At 62.4% G+C, this 21,394-nt stretch carries 18 protein-coding genes; 2 read left to right on the forward strand and 16 right to left on the reverse strand.

Translation table 11 applies throughout. From position 1 onward, the window contains the following. Window positions 1-42 precede the first annotated feature (42 nt). The 5 genes from AC5XE7_RS07910 to AC5XE7_RS07930 all read right to left on the reverse strand — a co-directional run bounded on the left by AC5XE7_RS07910 (window position 43) and on the right by AC5XE7_RS07930 (window position 5,903). A complete protein-coding gene (locus AC5XE7_RS07910) occupies window positions 43-2,448 on the reverse strand; it encodes a TonB-dependent receptor domain-containing protein (RefSeq protein ID WP_495365567.1) in 2,406 nt (801 codons plus the stop codon). A gap of 115 nt (window positions 2,449-2,563) precedes the next feature. Further along, entirely contained in the window at window positions 2,564-3,568 is a 1,005-nt protein-coding gene (locus tag AC5XE7_RS07915) for a FecR family protein (RefSeq protein ID WP_495365568.1), read from the reverse strand. Between the two features lie 110 nt (window positions 3,569-3,678). After that, a complete protein-coding gene (locus tag AC5XE7_RS07920; RefSeq protein WP_495365569.1) occupies window positions 3,679-4,185 on the reverse strand; it encodes an RNA polymerase sigma factor in 507 nt (168 codons plus the stop codon). Window positions 4,186-4,672: 487 nt separating this feature from the next. Beyond that, window positions 4,673-4,906 carry a hypothetical protein gene (locus AC5XE7_RS07925; protein ID WP_183826031.1) on the reverse strand — a complete coding sequence of 78 codons (234 nt, stop codon included), beginning with the start codon at window positions 4,904-4,906 and terminating at the stop codon, window positions 4,673-4,675. A gap of 208 nt (window positions 4,907-5,114) precedes the next feature. Next, entirely contained in the window at window positions 5,115-5,903 is a 789-nt protein-coding gene (locus tag AC5XE7_RS07930) for an AraC family transcriptional regulator (protein WP_495365571.1), read from the reverse strand. Between the two features lie 106 nt (window positions 5,904-6,009). On the opposite strand from AC5XE7_RS07930, the gene AC5XE7_RS07935 reads away from it, so the two are divergent. Beyond that, the gene (locus AC5XE7_RS07935) at window positions 6,010-7,143 is read left to right on the forward strand and encodes an MFS transporter (protein ID WP_495365572.1); all 1,134 of its coding nucleotides are present in this window, start codon (window positions 6,010-6,012) and stop codon (window positions 7,141-7,143) included. Between the two features lie 19 nt (window positions 7,144-7,162). On the opposite strand, the gene AC5XE7_RS07940 is transcribed toward AC5XE7_RS07935, so the two are convergent. The 11 genes from AC5XE7_RS07940 to AC5XE7_RS07990 form a co-directional block, all read right to left on the reverse strand. Continuing rightward, a complete protein-coding gene (locus tag AC5XE7_RS07940) occupies window positions 7,163-7,828 on the reverse strand; it encodes a response regulator transcription factor (RefSeq protein WP_495365573.1) in 666 nt (221 codons plus the stop codon). Beyond that, the gene (locus AC5XE7_RS07945; RefSeq protein ID WP_495365574.1) at window positions 7,825-8,895 is read right to left on the reverse strand and encodes a sensor histidine kinase; all 1,071 of its coding nucleotides are present in this window, start codon (window positions 8,893-8,895) and stop codon (window positions 7,825-7,827) included. The genes AC5XE7_RS07940 and AC5XE7_RS07945 overlap by 4 nt, the downstream gene beginning before the upstream one ends. Window positions 8,896-9,072: 177 nt before the next feature. Further along, on the reverse strand, window positions 9,073-9,789 hold the full coding sequence (locus AC5XE7_RS07950) for an MgtC/SapB family protein (RefSeq protein WP_495365575.1): 717 nt from the start codon (window positions 9,787-9,789) through the stop codon (window positions 9,073-9,075). 117 nt (window positions 9,790-9,906) lie between these two features. Next, window positions 9,907-10,203 carry a hypothetical protein gene (locus AC5XE7_RS07955; protein ID WP_495365576.1) on the reverse strand — a complete coding sequence of 99 codons (297 nt, stop codon included), beginning with the start codon at window positions 10,201-10,203 and terminating at the stop codon, window positions 9,907-9,909. Between the two features lie 96 nt (window positions 10,204-10,299). Then, complete coding sequence (gene mgtA / locus AC5XE7_RS07960) at window positions 10,300-13,008, reverse strand: magnesium-translocating P-type ATPase (protein WP_495365866.1); 2,709 nt, start codon at window positions 13,006-13,008, stop codon at window positions 10,300-10,302. Between the two features lie 183 nt (window positions 13,009-13,191). Further along, window positions 13,192-13,446, reverse strand: coding sequence for a hypothetical protein (locus AC5XE7_RS07965; protein ID WP_495365577.1), 255 nt, complete (start codon window positions 13,444-13,446; stop codon window positions 13,192-13,194). 293 nt (window positions 13,447-13,739) lie between these two features. Further along, the gene (locus AC5XE7_RS07970) at window positions 13,740-14,498 is read right to left on the reverse strand and encodes an iron ABC transporter ATP-binding protein (protein WP_280198946.1); all 759 of its coding nucleotides are present in this window, start codon (window positions 14,496-14,498) and stop codon (window positions 13,740-13,742) included. After that, window positions 14,495-15,403, reverse strand: coding sequence for an iron chelate uptake ABC transporter family permease subunit (locus tag AC5XE7_RS07975; RefSeq protein ID WP_495365867.1), 909 nt, complete (start codon window positions 15,401-15,403; stop codon window positions 14,495-14,497). The genes AC5XE7_RS07970 and AC5XE7_RS07975 overlap by 4 nt, the downstream gene beginning before the upstream one ends. 49 nt (window positions 15,404-15,452) lie before the next feature. Next, on the reverse strand, window positions 15,453-16,421 hold the full coding sequence (locus AC5XE7_RS07980) for an ABC transporter permease (protein ID WP_280198947.1): 969 nt from the start codon (window positions 16,419-16,421) through the stop codon (window positions 15,453-15,455). A 93-nt stretch (window positions 16,422-16,514) separates the two neighbouring features. Then, window positions 16,515-17,441 (reverse strand): siderophore ABC transporter substrate-binding protein, encoded by a 927-nt coding sequence (locus AC5XE7_RS07985; RefSeq protein ID WP_495365578.1) that lies wholly within the window; start codon window positions 17,439-17,441, stop codon window positions 16,515-16,517. 104 nt (window positions 17,442-17,545) lie between these two features. Next, entirely contained in the window at window positions 17,546-19,687 is a 2,142-nt protein-coding gene (locus AC5XE7_RS07990) for a TonB-dependent receptor domain-containing protein (protein ID WP_495365868.1), read from the reverse strand. Window positions 19,688-20,006: 319 nt separating this feature from the next. On the opposite strand from AC5XE7_RS07990, the gene AC5XE7_RS07995 reads away from it, so the two are divergent. Further along, window positions 20,007-21,389, forward strand: a complete 1,383-nt coding sequence (locus tag AC5XE7_RS07995) for a glycosyl transferase family protein (protein WP_495365579.1) — start codon at window positions 20,007-20,009, stop codon at window positions 21,387-21,389. Window positions 21,390-21,394 lie beyond the last annotated feature (5 nt).

Consider the following 21,394-nt stretch of genomic DNA (forward strand, 5'->3'; position numbering starts at 1 on the left):
AAGGGCGGCATGGGTGCGGGACCGCATGCCGCCGGTCATTCTTCAGAATGTGGTGCGCGCACCGAGCCAGAAGCGCCTGCCATCTTCGATATACTGGTAGGAACCGGTGCGGTCGGGATCATAGTTGGTCTTGTCTGTCAGATTATAGACAGCACCGTTGAGAGTGAAGCTGTCATTCACCTGCCAGGAGAAGCCGACATCGAGGGTCAGCAGATCGCCGGCGCTCTTGTTCATGGGATTGCTGCCGCCGCCCCAGTTGACGCCCTGATTGTCCTTGCCCCGGTAATTGGCGCGCATATAAGTGGCCAGCGTCTCGTAAGCCTGCCAGTCGAGCCGCAGGCTGGCGGCGTGACGGGGGGTGGAAACCGGAGCCAGCCCGTCGGCCTGCCCGAGGGGGAAGCCGTAGACGCTGATGCCGTCGGTCTTCATCTTGGAATCGGTGTAGGTGTAGTTGCCGCTCAGCGTGAAGGCGTCATCGATATTCCAGCGCCCCGCAAGCTCCACGCCCTGAATGATGGCTTCGGGCACATTGAAATACACACTCATCGGGCGCCCGTCCGGGCCGCTCCAGCAACCATTGCCGTCGGATGGCTGCCCCGACGGCGCGTTGAGGCAGCGTGATCCGGTATTGGCGATCTTGTCGTCGTAGTCGGTATGGAAATAGGTGATATTGGCCGAGAAATTGCTCAGATTGTCGTAATAGAGGCCGATCTCCTTGTTGAGGCTGGTTTCCGGCTTCAGCTCCGGATTGCCCCAGGTCGTCGCGCCGCCGCGCTGGCCATTGCCGATATAGGGCACATACTCCTTCATCGTGGGAGGCACGAAACCTGTCGCGACGCCGCCCTTGATGGCCCAGTTCTCGTTCGGCCGCCAGTTGCCGTAGAGGCGTGGGGAGATGTGATCGCCGAAGATGGAGTTGTTGTCGTAGCGGATGCCGCCCGTCAGGGAGAAGGTATCCGTCATCTTCCACTCGTCCTCGGCGAACAGCGCCCACTGGTCCACTTCGGCCGAAAGCTGGCCGGTTGCCGGGCTGCCGTCCGGCAGCGGCGGCAGTTGTCCGTTGCGCATGCCGCCGATGTCGAGAATCTGGCGACGCCACTGGCCGCCGAAGCTGAGCGTGTGCCGGTCTCCCAGCGGCGCGACGAAGCTGCCGTCAATGGTGTGGTTGGCAAGGTCGGGCATCCATGTGTCGGGAGCGCCTGCGGTGAAAGTGTCCCGCGAAGCGGTATCGTAGACATAGGAGAACTGGGAGGTGCCAAAATCCCACCGTCCCGTATGGGCAAGCGTGTAGCTCTCCCTGTCATAGTCCCGGTAGACGTCGGACGTTCCGGTTGCGCTGTTTCCGGCGGTTTCCCAGTAGCGCTGATGGCTCTTGTGCGCCTCGAACAGGATGTCGTGGTCGGGCGTCGGCGTGAACCACAGCCGTGCGGTTCCGTTGAGATTGTCGCTCTCGTTGAAGCCGCCCGGAATCTGGTCCTCGTCGCGGGCGGTCTTGTATCCCCAGACCTGAAGACCAAGAAGTTCGGGCACGATCGGACCGGTCAGGTAGAAATCGCCGAGATAGGCATTTCCCGCACGGGAATTGCCCTGCAGCGTCACATCCGCCCCGACCGAGCCGGACCATTCCTCGGCGACCTTGCGGGTGATGATGTTGATGACGCCGCCCATGGCGTCGGAGCCGTAGCGCGACGACATCGGCCCGCGCACGACCTCGATGCGGTCCACGGCCCCGATCGGCGGCATCCAGTTGTCTTCGACGGAATTGCCGCTCTTGGGGTTCAGTTCGCGGGTGCTGTTCTGGCGGCGGCCATCGACCATGATCAGCGTGCCGGCCGGGGGCATGCCACGGATGGAAATGTCGCCATTGTCGCCGCCCACCATGGTCACGCCTTCGACATGGCGCACGGCATCCATCAGCGAGCGATAGGGCTTCGTCTCAAGCTCTTCGCGCGGAATGAGGGTGATGCTTGCCGGCGCTTCGACAAGGGCCTGGGCAAAGCCGCCTGCGGTGACGGTGATGGCATCGAGAACGAGGGCTCCTTCGGTGTCCGGCGGCAATGTGCCGGTGCTGTCCGGCAGACCGATGACGGCGGTGCGGTCGGCGTTGATGCGAAACGGTATGCCGGTTCCCTGCAGCAGCTGGCTCAGGGCCTGCTGTGGCGTGAGCGTGCCTTTGACGGCCCGCGAGGTGACGCCATCCGAGGTCGACGAAGCAAGCGTCACCTGCAATCCGGATTGCCTGCCGAACGTGTTGAGCGCGCTGGCAAGGGACTGGGCGGGAATATCGAAGGCGCGGGCGGCAGCGACTTCGCCCGACTGGGCGCTGGCATGCTGGACGTGAAGCAGGGGAGCCGCGAAACCGATCAGCGCGGATGTGGCCAGCAGCCGTCCGGCAAGCGCGATGCGGGTGCGAGTGGTGTGTCTGCGGCGATGTGCGTGCGCGCCCATTTTGTCGGTCTCCGGCATATGACGCACAGTCAAGGCGTGCGTTTCCGGAGATACAGACGATCGGCTCGCGATTTTTTTTCATCCGACGGCATTTTTTTGCCGCCGGAAGAAAATTTCACAGGCGCGACAGGATCCGCAGGTAAGGCGAGACGGCGCGCACCCGGCCGCCATAGGGCTCGACAAGTGCGCGTAACGCACGCTCGGGATCGCGCAGGTCATAGAGACCCGTAACGCGCCTTGCCGCCAGATCGCGGTCCGGAACGCTGATCCAGGCCGGATGATAGCGCTGCAATTGTTCGGCCACGAAACCGATCGTGGCATCGCTCACGAACAGGTAGCCATTGCGCCATGCCGCAATATCGTCCTTCGCGATGGGATTGCGCGACATTTCGCCGGTCTGCCGGTCGACGCGCATCATCTCGCCCGGAGCAAGATGCGCGTTGCCGCCTGTGCCTTCCCGGCTGTAGCCGACATCGACAGAGCCATGTTCGAGCTGCACGGTTGCGGTGCTGGCGGTAAGCTGCACGTCGAAGGCTGTTCCCAGAACTGCGACGGTGACTTCTCCCGCCTTCACGGTGAAGGGACGCGCAGCGTCGCGCCTGACTTCAAAGAAAGCCTCGCCGGCCAGCAATGTGACGCTCCGTTCATGGCTGCCGACAGTCGCGGCAATGGCGCTGTCGGCGCCAAGCGTCACGGTCGAGCCATCCGCGAGGGTGATCACCCGGCTTTCCGCCGTGCCTGTCAGATGGTCTGCCTGCAACCGCAGCATGAGCGAGGGGGCTGACAGAGCGAGAAACGCCACGCAGGCTGCGGCAACGGCAATGCCGGCAATCCTGCGCCGCCAGCCTGATGCGGGATGTGTACTCCGCGGGAGGCGCCTGCGGCTCCGCGTCGGGTTCCTATGCTTCCATGCCGCCTCGTGCGTGGGCGCAACTTCGCCGATCAGCCGCCAGGATCTGCCGATGCTGGCCCATGCGCGCGCATGTTCAGGAGAACGCGCAAGCCACGTCTCGAATTCTTCTGCTGTGCGGGCGTCGCGCGGCGCTTCCTGAAGCCGCAGGAGCCAGTCTGCCGCTTCATCCAGCAAGGGGTCTGTGTGGTTTTCGTCGCCCAAGGTCATCTCTGTCGCGGTCTTTCGGTGCCGCCGCACCTGTTCGCACCCGGTTCATATCCCCCGGTTCATATCCAAAGACGACCGGAACAGGAATTTTTTTCATTGGGGCCGCTGTCTCAGGAGCGATCGAGTTGCGCAGCCACTTTCACCATGGCGGTGCGAATGTAGCGATGGGCCGTCGCCACTGAAATATCGAGATGGGCGGCGACCTCCTCCAGCGTGAAGCCGCCGAAGCGATACATCTCCACCGCCACCCGCATTTCGTCGGGCAAGGTGGCCAGCACATCCGACACGACACGGATCTGATCGCAGAACAGCAGGGACTGCTCCGGCGTGTGTGCATCGCGCGGCGCTGCCCAGAAGGGGGCATTCCTGCCTCCTTCACGCTGTTCGATCTTGCGGCGCTTGAGCACGTCGAAAGCAAGGTTGCGTACGATCCGGTAAAGATAGGCAAGCGTCAGTTCGGGCGCGCCGAGCGGGGCTCTTGCGGGAGAGAACCGCAAAAACGCATCCTGAACGATATCTTCCGCCGCATCCCGCGAGCCGAGAATCGGCGTGGCATAGTCGATCAGGGCGACACGATGGGTAAGATAGAGGAGATGGCGGTCTTCTGACTCCGTCATCAGGCTTAAGCTCTTGCAAGGGCCGCAGATATGACTTCTGGCTGCCCGTGGCCGGAGACGTTTTCGTTTTCCCGGACAACAGAGCATCCGGTCATCTAATATGAACGCATGGCTCAACTTTTCCTAGCAGGGCCGGATGGCCTCTGCAATAGGCAGGGCAAGCCGGGAACCGGTGCTTTTCATGGGGTGCCGCGACATGCACGCCTGCATGAACGTCCGCACATGAGCCGACCCTGCCAGCTGCCCCGTTGGCGACGACCCGATCCGGGGCGGCTGACAGGGATGCGTCCTCAGGGACAATATCGTTTCGGCTGAGCGCTCACGGAAATTTGCGGCCAGCAAGCGCGGTGCCTGCGTGCAGCCGCCAGAAGAAAACTTCTCTTTGGCGGGAAGGCCGAAATTATCGCGAAGGAGGGAGTGCCAGCCGCACCTTAATGAGGGACTGGCCGCCCGTTTGCCGGGCATGCGGCAAACGGGCAGGAGGGCTCTACGAAGCCGAGTATTTCACCGATACGCCGCGCTGGCGAAAATATGCCTGCATGAGCTTTCTGCCGGAGCGGTTGTTCTGCGCCAGTCTGGCCGGGTCGAACACGGCTTCCTTCAGGTCTTCCCGCTTCAGTGCCGCCTTGAGATCTGCGATATGAATATCGAGATCGAGATTGTCGGCTTTGAGAGATTCATAGATGCGGTTGGTGATGTCTTCCACGGTCGCTTCGCTCACCGGCTTGTTCCTTTTTATGGTCTGGTGGCGCTTGCCACATTGTTCGGCCCATGTCCCGCTTCGGAAAGCCGGCATGCTGCCGGATCAGCGGGAATCGATCTGATCTCGGCCCTTTAATGCCATCGCGCTGAAATTACCATTCGGGACTTTTTACCCGGGTGCTTCAGTCCCATGGTGCACGCGAAGCCAGCGCAAATCCGTTTGCCAATCAGCCGTGGTTGCCGCCTGTTGAGCGGGAGCCGGCTATGTACCGTCGGGGCGTCTGGCCCGTCATCTGCCGGAAGAACGCGACGAAGGCACTGTCGCTGGCGAAGCCGAGATCGGAGGCGACGCTGGTTACGCTTTGCCCGCAGGCCAGCAGGTCCACCGCCCGCAAAAGCCGCCAGCTTTGCCGCCATGTCTGGTAGGTCATGCCGGTCTCGCGCCGGAAGATGCGCGTGATCGTGCGGGTGCTGGCGCCAACATTGTGCGACAAGGTTTCGAGATCGGGAGGAAGCTCTTCGGGATCAAGCCGGGCGAGGCGCGGGTCCGACGGCACTGGCAGCAACATCGGTTCGTACGATGCGCTCCGCAGTTCATCTATGCACACCGCCAGCATGTTACGCGCGGGCCCTTGCGTCCAATCGGTATCGAAAGGCTGGAAGCTGATGCGTTCGAAGACCTCGCGCAGCAGAGGCGTCATGGTGACGATGGCGGTGGCGTGAAAGGGTGGCGCAATGCGTGTCTGGTCGAGATAGATCGACCGATACTCCACCTCGCCGCGGATGCGGACGCGATGCAGGGTTTGGGGCGGAATCCATGCCACGCGGATCGGAGGCAGGATCGAGATGGCGCCCGGCAGCGTGATCCGGATCGACCCGGAATAGGCAAAGAGCAACTGCCCGCGCCCATGGCGGTGCCAGCCGGAATCGTGCCGCACCAGTCGCGAGGCAATCCCCACGACCGGCGCCTCCATCAGGTCGGCATCAAAGGGATCGGAGGGAGCGAGCCAGACCACAGTTCATCCCGATTGTCCGATTTCCGATATAAATTGTCATAATGTTTGTAACAAGCAAAACGGAACAGCGATAGAGCAGAAACCTCACCAGAAAGCTGAGGCATCCATGTTCCGCCGCCCACCCCTTCCGCTCGTCATTCTGCTGCTGAGTTTCCCTCAGATCGTGGAAACCATCTACAGCCCGGCCCTGCCGATGATCGCCTCAGCCTATCGTGCCACGCCGCAGCAGGCGGCCCAGACGCTCTCCCTGTGGTTTGTCGCATTCGCCTTCGGCGTGGTGGCCTGGGGACGCCTTTGCGATATTGCCGGGCGTCGTCCGGCACTTCTTGGCGGTCTGGCGCTTTATGCGGTGGGCTCTGTCTGGGCGATGATCGCCGGGGATTTTGGCCAGCTTCTCATGGCGCGGCTGATTTCAGCCTTCGGCGCGGCAGTCGGCTCGATCGTCACGCAGACGGCGCTGCGCGACAGCTATCGGGGACCGGACCTCGCTCGCGTTTTTTCCTTGCTTGGAATGGCGCTGGCGATCAGTCCGGCCATTGGCATGTTCGTCGGGCAGGAGATTGCAAAGCTTGCCGGCCATCAAGGCGTTTTCGCGGCTCTTGGCCTGCTGGCGATCGCTCTTCTCGGGCTCAGCTTGGTATTCTGGCCTGAAACACGCCCCGCCGGCACTCGGGCGGCACGCCTTCTGCCGAAGCTGAATGACATGTTGCGGGACCGCGATATCTGGCTCAACGCTGCGCTGATTGCGATCTTCAACCTCACCATTTTCGCTTATTACCAGATGGGACCCTTCCTGTTTGAAGGGCTGAAGACGCGCTGGTTTGAATTCGGGGAAAGCGGTCTGGTCCTTGCCGCCGCATCTCTGGCCGGCGCGCTGGCAAACTCCGCCTTGCTGCGACGGGGATGGAGCGCCGGTCACCTTGTCAGGCTTGGAGTCGCCCTTCTGGCCGCCGGCGCGGGGATTGTGTTCATCTGGTCGTCCAGCCCGGTTTTCATGGCCGGGATGGCGGTGATCGCCACGGCTTATGCTCTTGCGATCCCGAACATCCTCGCCGGAGCCTTGCGCAATTATACGGATCGCCCCGGAACCGCGGGAGCCGTGCTCAGCCTGCTCTATTACAACCTGCTTGGGTTGGGGCTGGTGGCTGCCGGGTTTGGCCAGAGGCTGGATCTTGTGTTCGTCGCCTGCGCCATGTGCGCAGCCCTCGTCATGGCGATCGGCTCCCTGATCCCCCGATAGCAGGCGGGGCCGGCGGGCTTCACAATGAAGCGGGCTTCTGATGACTGCGGGTGGTGGCTTCGATGCGGTCCGCCACCCGCACCAGTTCGGCGAGAGTGCGCACCTCCAGCTTGCGCATGGCATGGCCGCGCCGCACCTTGACGGTGATTTCGCTGAGGCCGAGTTCGCCGGCGATCTGCTTGTTGAGCAATCCCTGCGCCACCAGCCGCGCGACATCGCGCTCGCCCTGCGAAAGCCTTGCCCACCGCTTTTGCAGTTCCGATGCCTGCGCCTCCAGCGCCCGGCGCGCGCGGTCGGTTTCGATGCCGTGATGGATGGCGTCGAGCAGGTCCTGATCGCGGAACGGCTTGGTGAGAAATTCGATCGCGCCGTCCTTCATGGCCTTCACGCCCATGGCGATGTCGCCATGTCCGGTGATCATGATGGTGGGCATATGCAGGCCGAGTTCCTGCATATGGGACAGGAAATCCATGCCGCTCTGACCGGGCATGCGCACATCCAGAACCATGCAGGCGGGAGCATCCGCCACATCCTGATCGAGAAATTCCTGCACCGAGCCGAACACGCGGGCCTCAAGCGCCACGGAGGTCAGAAGGTCCTCCACGGCCTCGCGCACCGAGCGGTCATCGTCGATGACATAGACGACGGCTTTTTCGGGTTCGGCGTCGCTGTTTTGCCTGTTCATGAAACGGTCTCCACAGCAGCGGGCAGGCTCACCAGAAACATAGCGCCGCCCTCTTCATTGTTGTGCGACCAGATGCGTCCACCATTGGTTTCCACGATGGAACGGCAGATGGTGAGGCCAAGGCCGACCCCGTCCTTCTTGGTGGTCCAGAAGGCATCGAACAGATGGTCCGCTTCGCCCGGACGAAAGCCCGGCCCCTTGTCGGCGACACAGAAGCGGATAAATCCCGGCCCGTCCACCTCGGCGATGAGGTCCAGTTCGCGCGCTTTCCCGGTGGAGACGGCCATCGCCTCGATGGCGTTGATCAGCAGGTTCCCCACCACCTGCCCGATCTGGACGCGATCCGCCATCACCGGCGGCAGGCTTTCCTGAAGACAGAGCCTGAGATGGATGTCGTGGCGCTCGATCTGGTCGCGCGCCATGGCGACGATTTCATGCACCAGCGCGTTGAAATCGAAGGCGCTCTTCTGGGGCGGCTTGCCGCTGGCCAGTCCGCGCACGCGCGCGATCACCGCGCTGGCGCGTTCTGTCTGTTCCACCATCCGGTCTGCGGCGCGGATGGCCTTGTCGATTGCCGGTGGTTCCTGCTCCAGCCATCTGCGGCAGGCGCCGGCGCTGGTCGCAGCAGCTGCCAGCGGCTGGTTCACTTCGTGGGCAATCGAGGCAGTCAGTTCGCCGAGGCTGGTGACGCGCGCCATGCGCAGAAGCCGCTCGCGGCTTTCATGGGCGGCCGCCTCCGCCGCCACCAGTCTCAGCGACAGATAGGTGGTGACCCCGATGGCAACGATGCTGATGCCGGTGTTGACGATGCCGACATCATAGCTGCCGGAGCGGGTCAGCGCGAAGCTCAGCACCGTCAGCGCCACGCAGGCGACGGCCAGAATGACGACCAGACGCGGCGGCAGGATGCGGGCGGCAATGAGAATGACGGCGGTGTGGAAGACCGCCGCGGCAATGGCGTAATCCGTGACCGTATCGCCAATGAAGATTGCCACCATCACCCCCGCAAGTGCGGCAATGGTAAGGGTCTGGCTGTAGCGGAACGGGGTGGAGAGCCTGAACGTCATGTCATCCGGTGGCTAAGGCAATTCCGGCAAAAGTGCACAGCGGCTTTGCGTTTGGATTTGCGTCGAAACAATGTGTCAGAACGTTTCCTGCCGTTCAGAGAAAAGCAGAAATGATCCGAGGCCAGCCCATTATACACGCCGCAGGGCAAAGCGCATGGCCTGTCCGGCGGGTGGCGGTCAGTCGCGGGTGCTGCCATCCCAGCTTGCGTCGGAAACCCCCTTCTGCTGTTCCAGATAGCTGGTCACCGCTTCTATCTCGTGCGGATCGACGGCGGTTGAAACCAGTGTCGCCACGATCTCGACGGTGTTGCTGCCCCGGTCGGTTATCTCCACATCGCTGACCGGATAGTCGGCAGCCTCCAGACGTTCCACCAGAAGGTCGCGCATCTGGGGCATGGCCTCGCGGCTGGAAATGACGCTGACTTCATAGGTGGCCTCGGTGGAGCGGTCATCGATGGGAATTCGGTTGATCATGTTGACCAGCGGCCGCAGCAATGTGTTGCCGGCCAGAACGAAGCAGGTCAGGAGCGTGGCCTCGGCCACCATGCCGGTTCCGGTGCAGGCGCCCACGGCAGCGGAGCACCACAGGGTTGCGGCGGTGTTGAGGCCGCGCACGTTCATGCCTTCCTTCATGATGACGCCGGCGCCCAGAAAGCCGATGCCGGACACCACATAGGAGATCACCCGCACCGCTTCCGCATCGCCCGCTACCCGCTGGCCGAGATCGACGAAGGCAGCCGCGCCCACCGCCACCAGCACATTGGTGCGCAGGCCCGCAGTCCGCTGGCGATATTGTCGCTCGGCGCCGATCAGCGTTCCCAGAATGAAAGCCGCCGCAAAGGCCACAAAGGTGTCGGCAAAGGCTGTCAGCTCGAAGGTGGCCAGGGCTTTCATCTGCGCATTCTCTGTTGGATCGTGCCGGCACTGAAGCCGGTTCATGTACTCGTACGAGATGCCTTAGCAGCGAAACCCTGCGCCAGCATGACGGTTTCCGGACGGTGCGGCAGGGGCTCACCATTGCCCTCGCCGCAGGAGCCGTGACGCACGGGCATGAAGTGCGGCAGAGCAGCGGGCCAGCGCGCACCATTGCCGGCGGCTGATGAAGTCCTGCCGGAACAGCACCGAGGCCTGCCGCAGGAGCATGGTGCCAAGCAGCACGAGACACAGGCACAGGAGCCTCAACGGCAGGCCGCGTAATTTCGGATTTCTGCGAGGTCTGCGAATTCCGCTCTGGCGGCGGGCTGGACCGGACGTGCCGAAATCGCCATCGGGGGCAAAAAGGAGCATCGGAAGTTCATTGCGGGTCATGGCGTTTTTCCTGTGCTGGGGAACAAGGACGGGCGGCTTGTGCCGCCCGACTGACTTGCAGGTTGTGGGGAGCGCGTCAGCGCTGCGCCTCGCCCGTCAGAACCACTGTCCGAAGCGGCGGATGTAGATGGTCTTCATGCCCTGCGCGACGACGCAGTAGGCAAGCAGCGTGGCGATAAGCCAGGGGAAGTACTCCCACGGCAGCGGCTGCAGGCCGACCATCGCCCCGAAGGCCGAGAAGGGGATGTAGATGCCGGTCACGCACACCAGCACGGTCATCACCATGACCGGCAACGAGGCGGTGCTCTGGATGAAGGGGATTTTCTGGGTGCGCAGCATGTGCACGACCAGCGTCTGCGACAGCAGCCCCTCGATGAACCAGCCCGACTGAAACAGCGACTGCTGATCCGGCGAATTGGCCCCGAACACGTACCACATCAGCGCGAAGGTGGTGATGTCGAAGATGGAGGAGGTCGGTCCGATCCAGATCATGAAGCGGCCAATGTTCTTCGCATCCCATTTGCGTGGCTTGCGCAGGAATTCCTTGTCCATCCTGTCCCATGGCAGGGCAAGCTGCGAGATATCGTACATCAGGTTCTGGATGAGCAGGTGTATGGCCATCATCGGCAGGAAGGGGATGAAGGCGCTTGCCACCAGCACCGAGAACACATTGCCGAAGTTCGAGCTTGCGGTCATGTTCAGGTATTTGATGATGTTGCCGAAGGTTTCGCGGCCTCTGATCACGCCTTCTTCCAGCACCATCAGGCTCTTTTCGAGCAGGATGATGTCGGCCGATTCCCTGGCGATGTCAGTGCCGCTGTCGACCGAGATGCCGACATCGGCGTCGCGCAGGGCTGGTGCATCGTTGATGCCGTCGCCGAGAAAACCAACCGTGTGGCCATTCGCCTGCAACGCTTTCAGCACTCGCGATTTCTGCAACGGTGTGAGCTTGGCGAAGACGGTGCGTTCCTCGACCAGTTCGCGCAGAACCTCCTCATCCATCGCCTCGAAGTCGCGCCCAAGCACCGGCAGGCCGGGTTCGAGGCCGACTTCGCGGCAGATCCTGGCGGTGATCACCTCATTGTCGCCGGTCAGAACCTTGACCGCCACGCCATAGTCGGCAAGTGCCGCGATGGCTGCCCGCGCCGTTTCCTTGGGCGGATCGAGGAAGGTGAGGAAACCCTGCACCACCAGATCGCGCTCGTCGGCGACGCCATAGCTGGCTCGCGACTGGACACCCGGTATCTCGCGGGTTGCGACGACGAGGACGCGGAAGCCATCGGCATTGCAGCCCCGGGCCAGATGGGCGAGGCGGGCGCGGCCGTTTTCGTCCAGTTCGCGCACGGCGTCTCCCTCGCGCACATGGGTGGATATGGCCAGCATCTCCTCCACCGCGCCCTTGCAGATGAGCAGGTGCTCGCCACCAGCGTCTTCGACCACGACCGAGAGCCGCCGGCGCACGAAGTCGAACGGAAGCTCGTCGATCTTGCTAAACGAGGCGGCCTGCCGCACCACATCGGGCGTACCCGCCGCGAACTGGATGACGGCCTGATCCATCAGATTTCTGACGCCGCTCTGGTGATGGCTGTTCAGCCATGCCAGCCGCAGCACCCTTTCATCCGGCGTGCCGGTGGGATCGAGGTGACGCTCCAGAATGATGCGGTCCTGCGTCAGGGTTCCGGTCTTGTCGGTGCACAGAACATCCATCGCGCCAAAATTCTGGATGGCGTTGAGGCGCTTGACCACGACCTTGTGTCGCGCCATCGCCACCGCGCCCTTGGCAAGGTTGGAGGAGACGATCATCGGCAGCATTTCGGGGGTCAGGCCGACCGCCACCGCCAGTGCGAACAGGAACGCTTCCGTCCAGTCGCCCTTGGTGAAGCCGTTGATGAACAGCACAATCGGCACCATCACCAGCATGAAGCGGATGAGCAGCCAGCTGACGCTGTTGACGCCACGGTCGAAGGAGGTTTCGGCGCGAGAGCCGACGATCGCCTTCGCCAGCGAGCCGAAATAGGTGCGCGCGCCGGTGGCCACCACCACGGCGGTGGCGGTGCCGCTGACGACATTGGTGCCCATGAAGCAGATATTGGGCAGCTCCAGAAGGTCCATCTGGTCACCTGCCACCGCGTCTGCCGATTTTCCGGCGACGGAGCCCAGCGTGTCGTATTTCTCGACCGGCAAGGCTTCGCCGGTCAGGGCGGCCTGGCTGACGAACAGGTCGCGCGATTCCAGCAGCCTGATGTCGGCGGGGATCATGTCGCCGGCCGAAAGCCTGATGACATCGCCCACCACGATCCCGGCCATCGGTACCTCCTGCAGGGTGGGCGCCGCCGCCGGCTCCGCGCGCCGCTGCACGGTGGCCGTGGTGCGGACCATGGCCCTGAGCGCATCGGCGGCGCGGCCGGAGCGGTATTCCTGCCAGAACCGCAGCAGGGCGCTCAGCACCACCATGGTGACGATGATGCCGACGCCCGTGTAGTCGGCGGCCTCGCCGTCGCGCAGCGGCAATACGATGTCGGTGACAGCGCTGACTGCCGCCAGAACGGCGAGAACGGCGATGAACGGGTTCTGAAATGCCTGCAGGAACTGGATGAAGGCGGATGGACGCTTGTCATGCGCAACCCGGTTCGGCCCATCCTCGACAAGGCGGATGCGGGCTTCGGCTTCCGTCAGCCCCTGCAGATTGCCTCTGGTGTTGGCGAGCGTGGTCTCGATGCTGTTCTGTGCCTCGCGCACCGCCCGCATCGACAGTTTCCTGTCTTCCTTCCGCGTGGTCGCGGCCGGTGGCCGCTTGTTGATCATGTTCATCGCCTGTGGTCCTCAATGAGTGCCCCGGCAATGGCGAGGCGGCGCACGAGGCCGCCCGCGCCACGCACTGTCCGGGGCCGGTTGGTGGAATCGAAAAAATGGACGGCTGGCTGGCGGCGACGGAGCGCGTCCGTCGCCGCTTATTTTCAGCCCGGCGGGCGTTGCGCGGACATCATGTCAGCCCCGCTGTATTTCATGGAGTGGGGCAGGGGTGGTGTCGCCCGCCGCTGCACGGGCTGCTCCCGGCGTGTTGGCAATCACCGTCCAGCGGCATTCCAGCCGGCCGGTTGCCGGATTGACCCGCCAGCGCACAACCGGGCGAAAGGGATCATGGGGCTTTGCCTTACGCTGGAAGCGCACGATCTGCGCGCTGCGGGCGGGCACGGCCGGAAGGGCTCCGGCGCGAAAACGGAAGAATTTCGTGATGTTCATATCTCACCTCACTGACGCCGCCGCAGCGTGTCACGGGTGAGACGGCAAGGTCAGACCCGTTCCTGTGACCGCGACGGCCTTCTCTGTCGACTACTGTCGCTCGGCATGTTTCGGGTTCCTTCTGGTGCGGGCGCGGGCTGATCGAAGCTCTACGGCCGACAGGTGCCTGATTAGCCGCAGCAGCCCTGAAACGCCATCAGGCTGTGAGGCGGGATTGGTATATTCTGGCATCGCGCGGATATACGAAGGTATATCTCCCGGCTCACACAGCGCGCTGCGTCAGCTGCAGGGCGTCATCTGTAATACAGGGCGTAGATGCCGGTTTCTTCCCGGAAGATCGAAACGTCGATGCCGAAAATGCTGCGGATGATGCCGCTTTCCATGATCTCTTCCGGCGCGCCCTGTGCAGCCACCCTGCCGTCGCGCATGGCGACGATGTGATCGGAATAGCAGGAGGCGAAATTGATGTCGTGCAGCACCACCACGACGGTCTTGCCCAGTTCGTCCGCGGCGCGCCGCAACAGCCGCATCATGCCTGCGGCATGTTTCATGTCCAGATTGTTGAGCGGCTCGTCCAGCAGCACATAATCGGTGTCCTGACACAGCACCATGGCGACGAAGGCGCGCTGGCGCTGCCCACCGGAAAGCTCGTCGAGAAAGCGGTCGGAAAGCGCTTCCAGATCCAGAAACTCAAGCGCCTGCCGGATGTGTCGGTCGTCCTCGGCGGTGATCCTGCCGCGCGAATGGGGAAAGCGGCCGAAGGCGACCAGATCGCGTACGGTCAGCTTGGCCATCAGCTGATTGTCCTGCCGCAGCACCGACAGGCGCTTGGCCAGAACGTCGCTCGGCGTTCTTGTGACGTCCATACCGTCGACCGTCACCGAGCCGGCGCTCATCGGCATCAGCCGGCTGATCATGGACAGCAGCGTCGACTTGCCGGCGCCGTTCGGCCCGATCACCGACACGATGCCACCGGCGGGAAGCGACAGCGTCACGCCGTCCACCACCAGCTTGCCGCCATAGTCCTTGGAAACGTCGCGGATCTCGATCATCGCTTCACACCTTTGACGAGCAGGAACAGGAACACCAGCCCGCCGACGAATTCGATGACGATGCTGAGGGCGGAATTGAAGGAGAAGACCCGTTCCAGAATGGTCTGGCCGGCGACCAGAAAGATGATGCCGAGCATCACGGCCACGGGCAGCACCATGACATGCCGTCCGCCCGGCACCAGCTGGTAGGCAAGGCTGGCAACGAGCAGGCCGAAGAAGGTGACGGGACCGACCAGCGCGGTCGAAACCGAAACCAGAATGGCGACGACGATGAGCACCACAGACACGGTCCTGCGGTAATCGACGCCGAGATTGACGGCGATGTCGTGGCCGAGCGCCAGCACGTCGAGCTTCGGCAGCATGCGCCAGCCGATCACCGAGGCGATGAGGACGAGGAGTGCCGAGCTGATCAGCAAGTGCTGGTCGACGACATTGAAGGATGCAAACAAGCGGTCCTGCAGCACCACGAATTCGTTGGGATCGATGATGCGCTGCATGAAGTTCGACAGGCTGCGGAACAGCACGCCGAACACCACACCGACCAGCATCAGCAGATGCAGGCTGCGCGCGGTTCTGGCAAACAGCCAGCGATAAAGCGCCACCGAAAACGCCACCATCAGCCCGACTTCGATCAGGAACATCAGTCGCGGGTCGAGCGTGGAGACGCGGGCGGCGCCCAGCGTGAAGACGAGCACCGTCTGGATCAGCACGTAAAAGGCATCGAAGCCCATGATCGACGGGGTGAGGATGCGGTTTGCGGCAACGGTCTGGAACAGCACCGTCGACACGCCGATGGCATAGGCGACCAGCACCAGCGCGGCGAGTTTCCGGCCCCGGAACGGCAGCACGAAATCCCAGCGGCCCTTTGCGCCGATGGTCATGAACACGGCGATGGCCGCGCACATCACTCCGGCGAGGGCGAGCAGGACAAAAAGATTGCGCCGGGAAAGCCGCTCAGAAGACACGGGCGTTTCTCCTCAGCAGCAGGTAGAGGAAGGCCGCGCTGCCGAACACGCCGACCACAGTTCCGATCGGGATCTCGAACGGATAGAGCACGATGCGCCCGATGATGTCGCAGGCCAGCACGATGCCGGAGCCGAGGACGGCCACCCATGGCAACGAACGCCTCAGATTGTCGCCGACGATCATGGAGACGATGTTGGGCACGATCAGCCCCAGAAACGGGATCATGCCCACGGTGACGACGACAACTGCCGTGACCACCGAGACGATCGACAGCCCGAACAGGGCGATGCGGCGATAGTTCAGCCCGACATTGGTGGTGAAATCCTCGCCCATGCCGGCGACGGTCAGGCGGTCGGCGGCGAAATAGGCGAGGCAGGTGAGGCCGAAGGCGATCCACAGGAGCTCATAGCGGCCCCTGAGCACGGCGGAGAAATCGCCGGTGGTCCATGCGCCCAGCGATTGCAGCATGTCGAAGCGGTAGGCAAGGAAGGAGGTGACGGCGCTGATCACCCCGCCAAGCATGATGCCGACCAGCGGCACCATCAGGGTGGAGCGCAGCGGAATGCGGCGCAGGATGGCGAGAAACAGCATCGTGCCGGCCAGCGCGAACAGGGCCGCAACTGCCATGCGTCCGATCACCGGCAGGCCGGGCGCCACCAGCACGATGACGAGAAAGCCGAGGCTGGCCGATTCCACCGTGCCCGCCGTCGAGGGTTCGACGAAGCGGTTGCGCACCAGCATCTGCATGATGGTTCCGCACACCGCCATGGCGGACCCCGCCAGAATGAGCGCAACCGTGCGCGGCAGGCGGCTTGCCAGCAGCACATGCAGTGCCCTGCCATCGGCTTCGCCCGAAAAAAGGGTCGCCAGCGAAACATCGCTGACGCCGACGAACAGGCTGGCAACGGCGAGCACGAGGACCAGAAGCGCGGAAAATGCGAGGCCGGAGGCTTTCATGGCACCGAACTTGTAAAACGGACGATGCAGCGCCCCAAACAAATGAAGCGCTGCATCGACAGGATGAAGGGCAAAAAACCCTGTTGCGGGGGCTTATTCCTTGCGCAACGCCTTTGCAATCTGATCGGCGCTGGCGCTCAGCGCGGTGATGCCGCCGCCGACCAGATACCAGTTCACCGGGTCGAGATAGACGACATGCCCGTTCTTCCACGCATTGGTCTGGCCGACGAGATCATTGTCGAGCATCTGCTGCGCGGCCGATCCTTCGCGGCCGATCGCCGCGTCGCGGTCGATGACGAACAGCCAGTCGGGATTGGCCTCTAGGATGAACTCGAAGGAAATCGCCTGACCATGATTGCCGGCCTGCAGGTCTGCGCGCGCCGGCTCGACGCCGAACACCGAATGCAGCATGCCGAAACGCGAGCCCGGACCATAGGCGCTCATCTTGCCGCCGGTGGTCAGGATCAGCAGGCCCTTGCCGGCGCCGCTGGCCGCCTCGCGCGCGGCGGCGATGGACGCATCGAGCGCCGCGATCCTGTCCGCGGCTTCCTTTTCCCTGCCGAACACTTCGCCCAGCAGTGACACGTTCGACTTCACGCTGTCGACAAGGTTGGCGTTGTCGACGGTCAGGTCGATGGTCGGCGCGATCTTCGACAGTTCGGCGAATTTGGCGCTGGAACGGCCGCCGACGATGATCAGGTCGGCATCGGCGGCATTGACGGCTTCCAGATCGGGCTCGAACAGCGATCCGATCTTCGCATATTCGTCGCCTGCGTACTTCGCCAGATAGGGCGGGAAGTTGGACGCCGGAACGCCCGCGATCTCCACACCCAGCGCATCGAGCGTGTCGATCGAGGCCATGTCGAAGACAAGAACCGTCTTCGGGGCCGCGGGCAGCGAAATCTCACCCTGCGTATGCTTGACGGTGATGTCCTGCGCAACGGCAACCACAGGAGCCATTTGCAGGGAAAGCGCGCCAAGCGCGAGTGAGAACAATATAGAGCGTCTGTCCAGCTTCATCCCGAGTTCCCGTTCAAATGATACAAAGCTGGCCCGGACACGGTTTCGTGCCCGGACCATGTTTCTTCACTGCCGCAAAAGCAGCCGTTTCAGAGCCCCGACGCTCAGAAGTTCGTGGTCAGGCTGACCCACAGGCGACGACCTTCCATGGTGGTGTTGTAGTCGGTCGCCTCCACCTTCTTGTCGAAGAGGTTGTAGACCGCACCCTTCAGCACGACATTTTCATTGAAGGCGTAGGATGCACCGAAATCGACCGTTGCGTAGTCGCCGTATTTGCGGGCGATGACTTGTCCGGTCGCGTTATATGCGACGGGCTTTCCATTGTCTGTGAGGCGCAGTCCCGCATTGATTTCAGAGCCGTGGTAATTGAGGGACGCCCATGTGGTGAACCCGTCGATAGGCGTGATCCAGTCAGCGCGCAGATTTGCCATGTGTTCGGGCGTGCGCGCCAACGGGAAGCCTTTGTAGGCACCCGTTTTCTGTTTGGAATCCGTATAGGTGTAACTGCCACGGAATGTGAGGGTCGGGGTCGCCTCCCATGTGGCCGTCAACTCCACGCCCTGGACCACTGCATCATCAACATTGTAATTGTACCAGAGACGATAATTGTCATCTTCTGGCCAACGCTCCGGGACAGGCTTTCCGTCAGAGCCAATAATTACGTTCCCGTTACTGTCTTTCTTGAACACCTGAGCATTCTGGGTCTTGTCCTTGAAATCGGTATAGAAGTACGTTGCGCCCAGAGACAGGCCGCTGAAATTGTCCCAGATCGCGCCGATCTCGTAACTCGTGCTTTTCTCTGGCTTCAGATTCGGATCACCGATGATAACGCCGCAGGTTCCGTTGGGACCGTAGGTACAGGTGGCGCCACCGGTGGTATAGGCATAGCCGGGTGCTATCGAGCGTATGTCAGGTGCACGGAAGCCAGTAGAAACACCGCCTTTTACGGTCAGCTGCTCGGTTGCGTTCCAAACACCGTAGAGGCGTGGGCTGTAGTGAGAGCCGTAAACTTCATGATGGTCCATTCGCAGGCCACCTGTGAGGGCGAATGTATCGCTGAGCTTCCATTCGTCTTCAGCAAAAAGGGCCCACTGTTCGATCTGAAATTTTTCATCCACGCCCGTGCGCCGGCCAGGATTCTGGTCCGTAAGCGTGGCATCAAAATACTGTCCGCCAATCACCATCGTATGCAAACCGCCGAGTTCGAATGGTGTTGTGAACTTGGCATCCAGTACCGAATTACGGATTTCAGGAGAGCGTTGCTGCTCCTCAAAAGCGTTCTGCGCCGGCTCCCAGTTGAAACTGGTACGTTTTGCCCACTCCTGAGAGAAGGAGATCTCGGAAGTGGTCCAGCCCCACCGGCCGGTGTGTGAGACCGACCAATGATTCCTGTCATTATGGTTGTAGGTGGTTGGGGTTCGGGGGTTAAAGGCCAGAGTTTCGCCCTGCTCGGCTTCGCGCTTGACGCGGGTAACCCCGCCTTCGAGGACGAAATCGTGATCTTCGTTGGGCGTAAAGGTCAGCCGACCAGTGATGTCGCCCTCCCTCGCGCCGCTGACGCCACCGAGGAAGCTATCTTCTCCACGTTTGTAGCCACGGCCCCAGATCTGCATGCCGAGCTTGTCCTGTATCACAGGGCCTGAGCCGTAGAACGAGACCTGTCCGTTATTGCCGAACTGTGAATGCTGCTGAGCGGTGCCATCGACAGTGACAGAGCCCGACCACACGTCGGCGACCTTGCGGGTGATGATGTTGATGACGCCGCCCATGGCGTCGGAACCATAGAGCGAAGACATCGGACCACGTACGACCTCGATGCGCTCGATGGCGCTGATCGGCGGAATGAAGCTCTGCTCGAAGCCCGAATTGCCGTTGGTGCGGGCATCGCGCGTGCTCTGGCGCTTTCCGTCGACAAGGATCAGGGTGTAGGCACCCGGCAGGCCACGGATATAAATATCCTTCTCGTTGGCAACGCCAGTCACCGCCACGCCCTGAACCTCGCGCAGCGCATCGGTCAGGTCGCGGAACGAACCTTTTTCCAGTTCTTCGCGGGAAACCACGGTGATGCTTGCAGGGGCGTCTTTGACGTTCTGCTCGAAGCCGGTGGCCGTAATCACGATCTGCTTGAGAACCGTAACGCCGTTCTCCTCATCTTCCGCAGTCTGTGCGAAAGCAGTGCCCGGAGCACTGAGTGCGCCTGCCGCGACAAGGCAGGAACATGCTGCAAGAGCCCGTTTCCAGCGCATCACCGAGCCCGCAGCATTGCCCTCGCAACTGCGTTCTGTCGAACCCTCTCGCCACATGCGGATAACCCCTTTATAAAATATGAGCTTAATAGTCCTATTCAGAACTGGCGCTCACAGGGTCAATGCCGATGTTTTTGAACGATACTAAATTCAGAAAAACGCAATTTGGGGAGGGAAGGCGCGGACGTGCGCAAATACGGGCGCTTGCAGGAGCAGGATCATAGGAAATTCAACGACAAAATCGGCTAAAATTGGGCACCCTCCGGGCAGCCGGACGTCTCCCGCCAAGGAAGCGCAGGTCGAGGCGCCTCTCGGCAGGTTGCGGCTGATCCTTGCGCTCGATGCGCTGCTTGTTGAAAAATCCGTGAACGGGGCGGCTGCGCGCCTCGGTCTGGGCGCGCCGGCCATGAGCCGGCTGCTCAAGCAGATTCGCGAGCTGTATGGCGACCAGATCCTTGTCAGGACGGCGCAGGGCATGATCCCCACGCCTTTTGCGGAATCGCTGCGCCTGCGGGTGCGGGCTGTCGCTTCCGAGGCGGAAGACCTGACCAGCCCTGTCACGGAACGCCTGTCGCGGCAGATCCCGGAGTGGAAAGCCGGGCCGATCGTCGATGTGGTTCCTCTCGGCTATCGGCCGAAAAACCCTCTGGAAGGCCAGCCCCTGCCCATCCACCATGCCCGCCGGCTGGCGAGTATCGGGCATAACGCCGATCCGATGCAAAGATTGGCCAAGCATATCGCCACGACCGCGGCGGGCGTCGGAAGTTCACGTCCGCTTGACGCCGACGAGGCGCAGGAAGCGTTTTCCATTATCCTTGAGGGTAACGCTGACCCGGCCCAGACGGGCGCGCTGCTGGCAACCATGCACTATCGCGGCCTGACCGCCGGAGAACTGGCAGGTTTCGTGCGGGCCAGTCGCCAGCATATCGAAGCGCCCGATGTGGGCGCCGGTATCGTGGATCTGGATCTGCCGATCTATTTGTCGCCGCGCTCCACAGCCATGCCCTGGCTCATGCAGGCGGGAAAGCTGCTCGCGCAATCGGGCATTCGCGTTCTGCTGCACGGCTTTGGGAAAGAAACTGATCAGGGCAAGCTGGAATCTGCCGCCAATGGCATCGGCATTCCTGTCTGCACATCCATGGAGGCGGCGCCGCAGGCGCTCGACACGCATGGCATCGGCTTTATGCCTTTGACGGCCATGGCGCAGCGCATGCCGCATCTGCCTTTCCTTTACCGGCTTTTCCAGATGCGCACGCCGGTCAACCTGATGCTGCATCTCCTCAATCCGCTTGGAGCCCCCGCCAGCCTGCTCGGCGTGGCGCAGCCGGCCAACCAGTTGCTGCATCGCGATACGGCACATGCCGCCGGATTGCGGAATCTCGCCATTCTCGGCAGTGTTCGTGATGTCGGCGAGTTCAACCCTTACAGGCCAACGACGATATACCGGCTTGTCGATGGCAAGCCTTCAGAAGTTTTCGTTCCATCCATTCCCGAGCCCAGGCTCGATGGTTCGACCGGACTGACCAGTCTGGAATACTGGCAGGGCGTTTGGGAAAACCGGGTGCGGGATGAGCGGCCCCGGCAAATAGTCATCGACACCGCCGCTGCCGCTCTGCTGAGCATGCGCCCGCAACACACGGCCTTCGATGACCTGCGAGATGAAGCCGCAGCACTTTGGCGCCGGCGCGGTACAAAAGGATGAGTGGG

It is taken from the genome of Aquamicrobium sp. YD-1-mutant5, assembly GCF_059509755.1.

Coding starts and splice junctions, on each gene's coding strand:
- AC5XE7_RS07910 (WP_495365567.1), bottom strand. CDS start 2,448: ATGGGCGCGCACGCACATCGCCGCAGACACACCACTCGCACCCGCATC.
- mgtA (WP_495365866.1), bottom strand. CDS start 13,008: ATGATCAACAAGCGGCCACCGGCCGCGACCACGCGGAAGGAAGACAGG.
- AC5XE7_RS07955 (WP_495365576.1), bottom strand. CDS start 10,203: ATGACCCGCAATGAACTTCCGATGCTCCTTTTTGCCCCCGATGGCGAT.
- AC5XE7_RS07935 (WP_495365572.1), top strand. CDS start 6,010: ATGTTCCGCCGCCCACCCCTTCCGCTCGTCATTCTGCTGCTGAGTTTC.
- AC5XE7_RS07980 (WP_280198947.1), bottom strand. CDS start 16,421: ATGAAAGCCTCCGGCCTCGCATTTTCCGCGCTTCTGGTCCTCGTGCTC.
- AC5XE7_RS07945 (WP_495365574.1), bottom strand. CDS start 8,895: ATGACGTTCAGGCTCTCCACCCCGTTCCGCTACAGCCAGACCCTTACC.
- AC5XE7_RS07915 (WP_495365568.1), bottom strand. CDS start 3,568: ATGACCTTGGGCGACGAAAACCACACAGACCCCTTGCTGGATGAAGCG.
- AC5XE7_RS07975 (WP_495365867.1), bottom strand. CDS start 15,403: ATGTGCGCGGCCATCGCCGTGTTCATGACCATCGGCGCAAAGGGCCGC.
- AC5XE7_RS07940 (WP_495365573.1), bottom strand. CDS start 7,828: ATGAACAGGCAAAACAGCGACGCCGAACCCGAAAAAGCCGTCGTCTAT.
- AC5XE7_RS07965 (WP_495365577.1), bottom strand. CDS start 13,446: ATGAACATCACGAAATTCTTCCGTTTTCGCGCCGGAGCCCTTCCGGCC.
- AC5XE7_RS07950 (WP_495365575.1), bottom strand. CDS start 9,789: ATGAAAGCCCTGGCCACCTTCGAGCTGACAGCCTTTGCCGACACCTTT.
- AC5XE7_RS07970 (WP_280198946.1), bottom strand. CDS start 14,498: ATGATCGAGATCCGCGACGTTTCCAAGGACTATGGCGGCAAGCTGGTG.
- AC5XE7_RS07985 (WP_495365578.1), bottom strand. CDS start 17,441: ATGAAGCTGGACAGACGCTCTATATTGTTCTCACTCGCGCTTGGCGCG.
- AC5XE7_RS07920 (WP_495365569.1), bottom strand. CDS start 4,185: ATGACGGAGTCAGAAGACCGCCATCTCCTCTATCTTACCCATCGTGTC.
- AC5XE7_RS07990 (WP_495365868.1), bottom strand. CDS start 19,687: ATGCGCTGGAAACGGGCTCTTGCAGCATGTTCCTGCCTTGTCGCGGCA.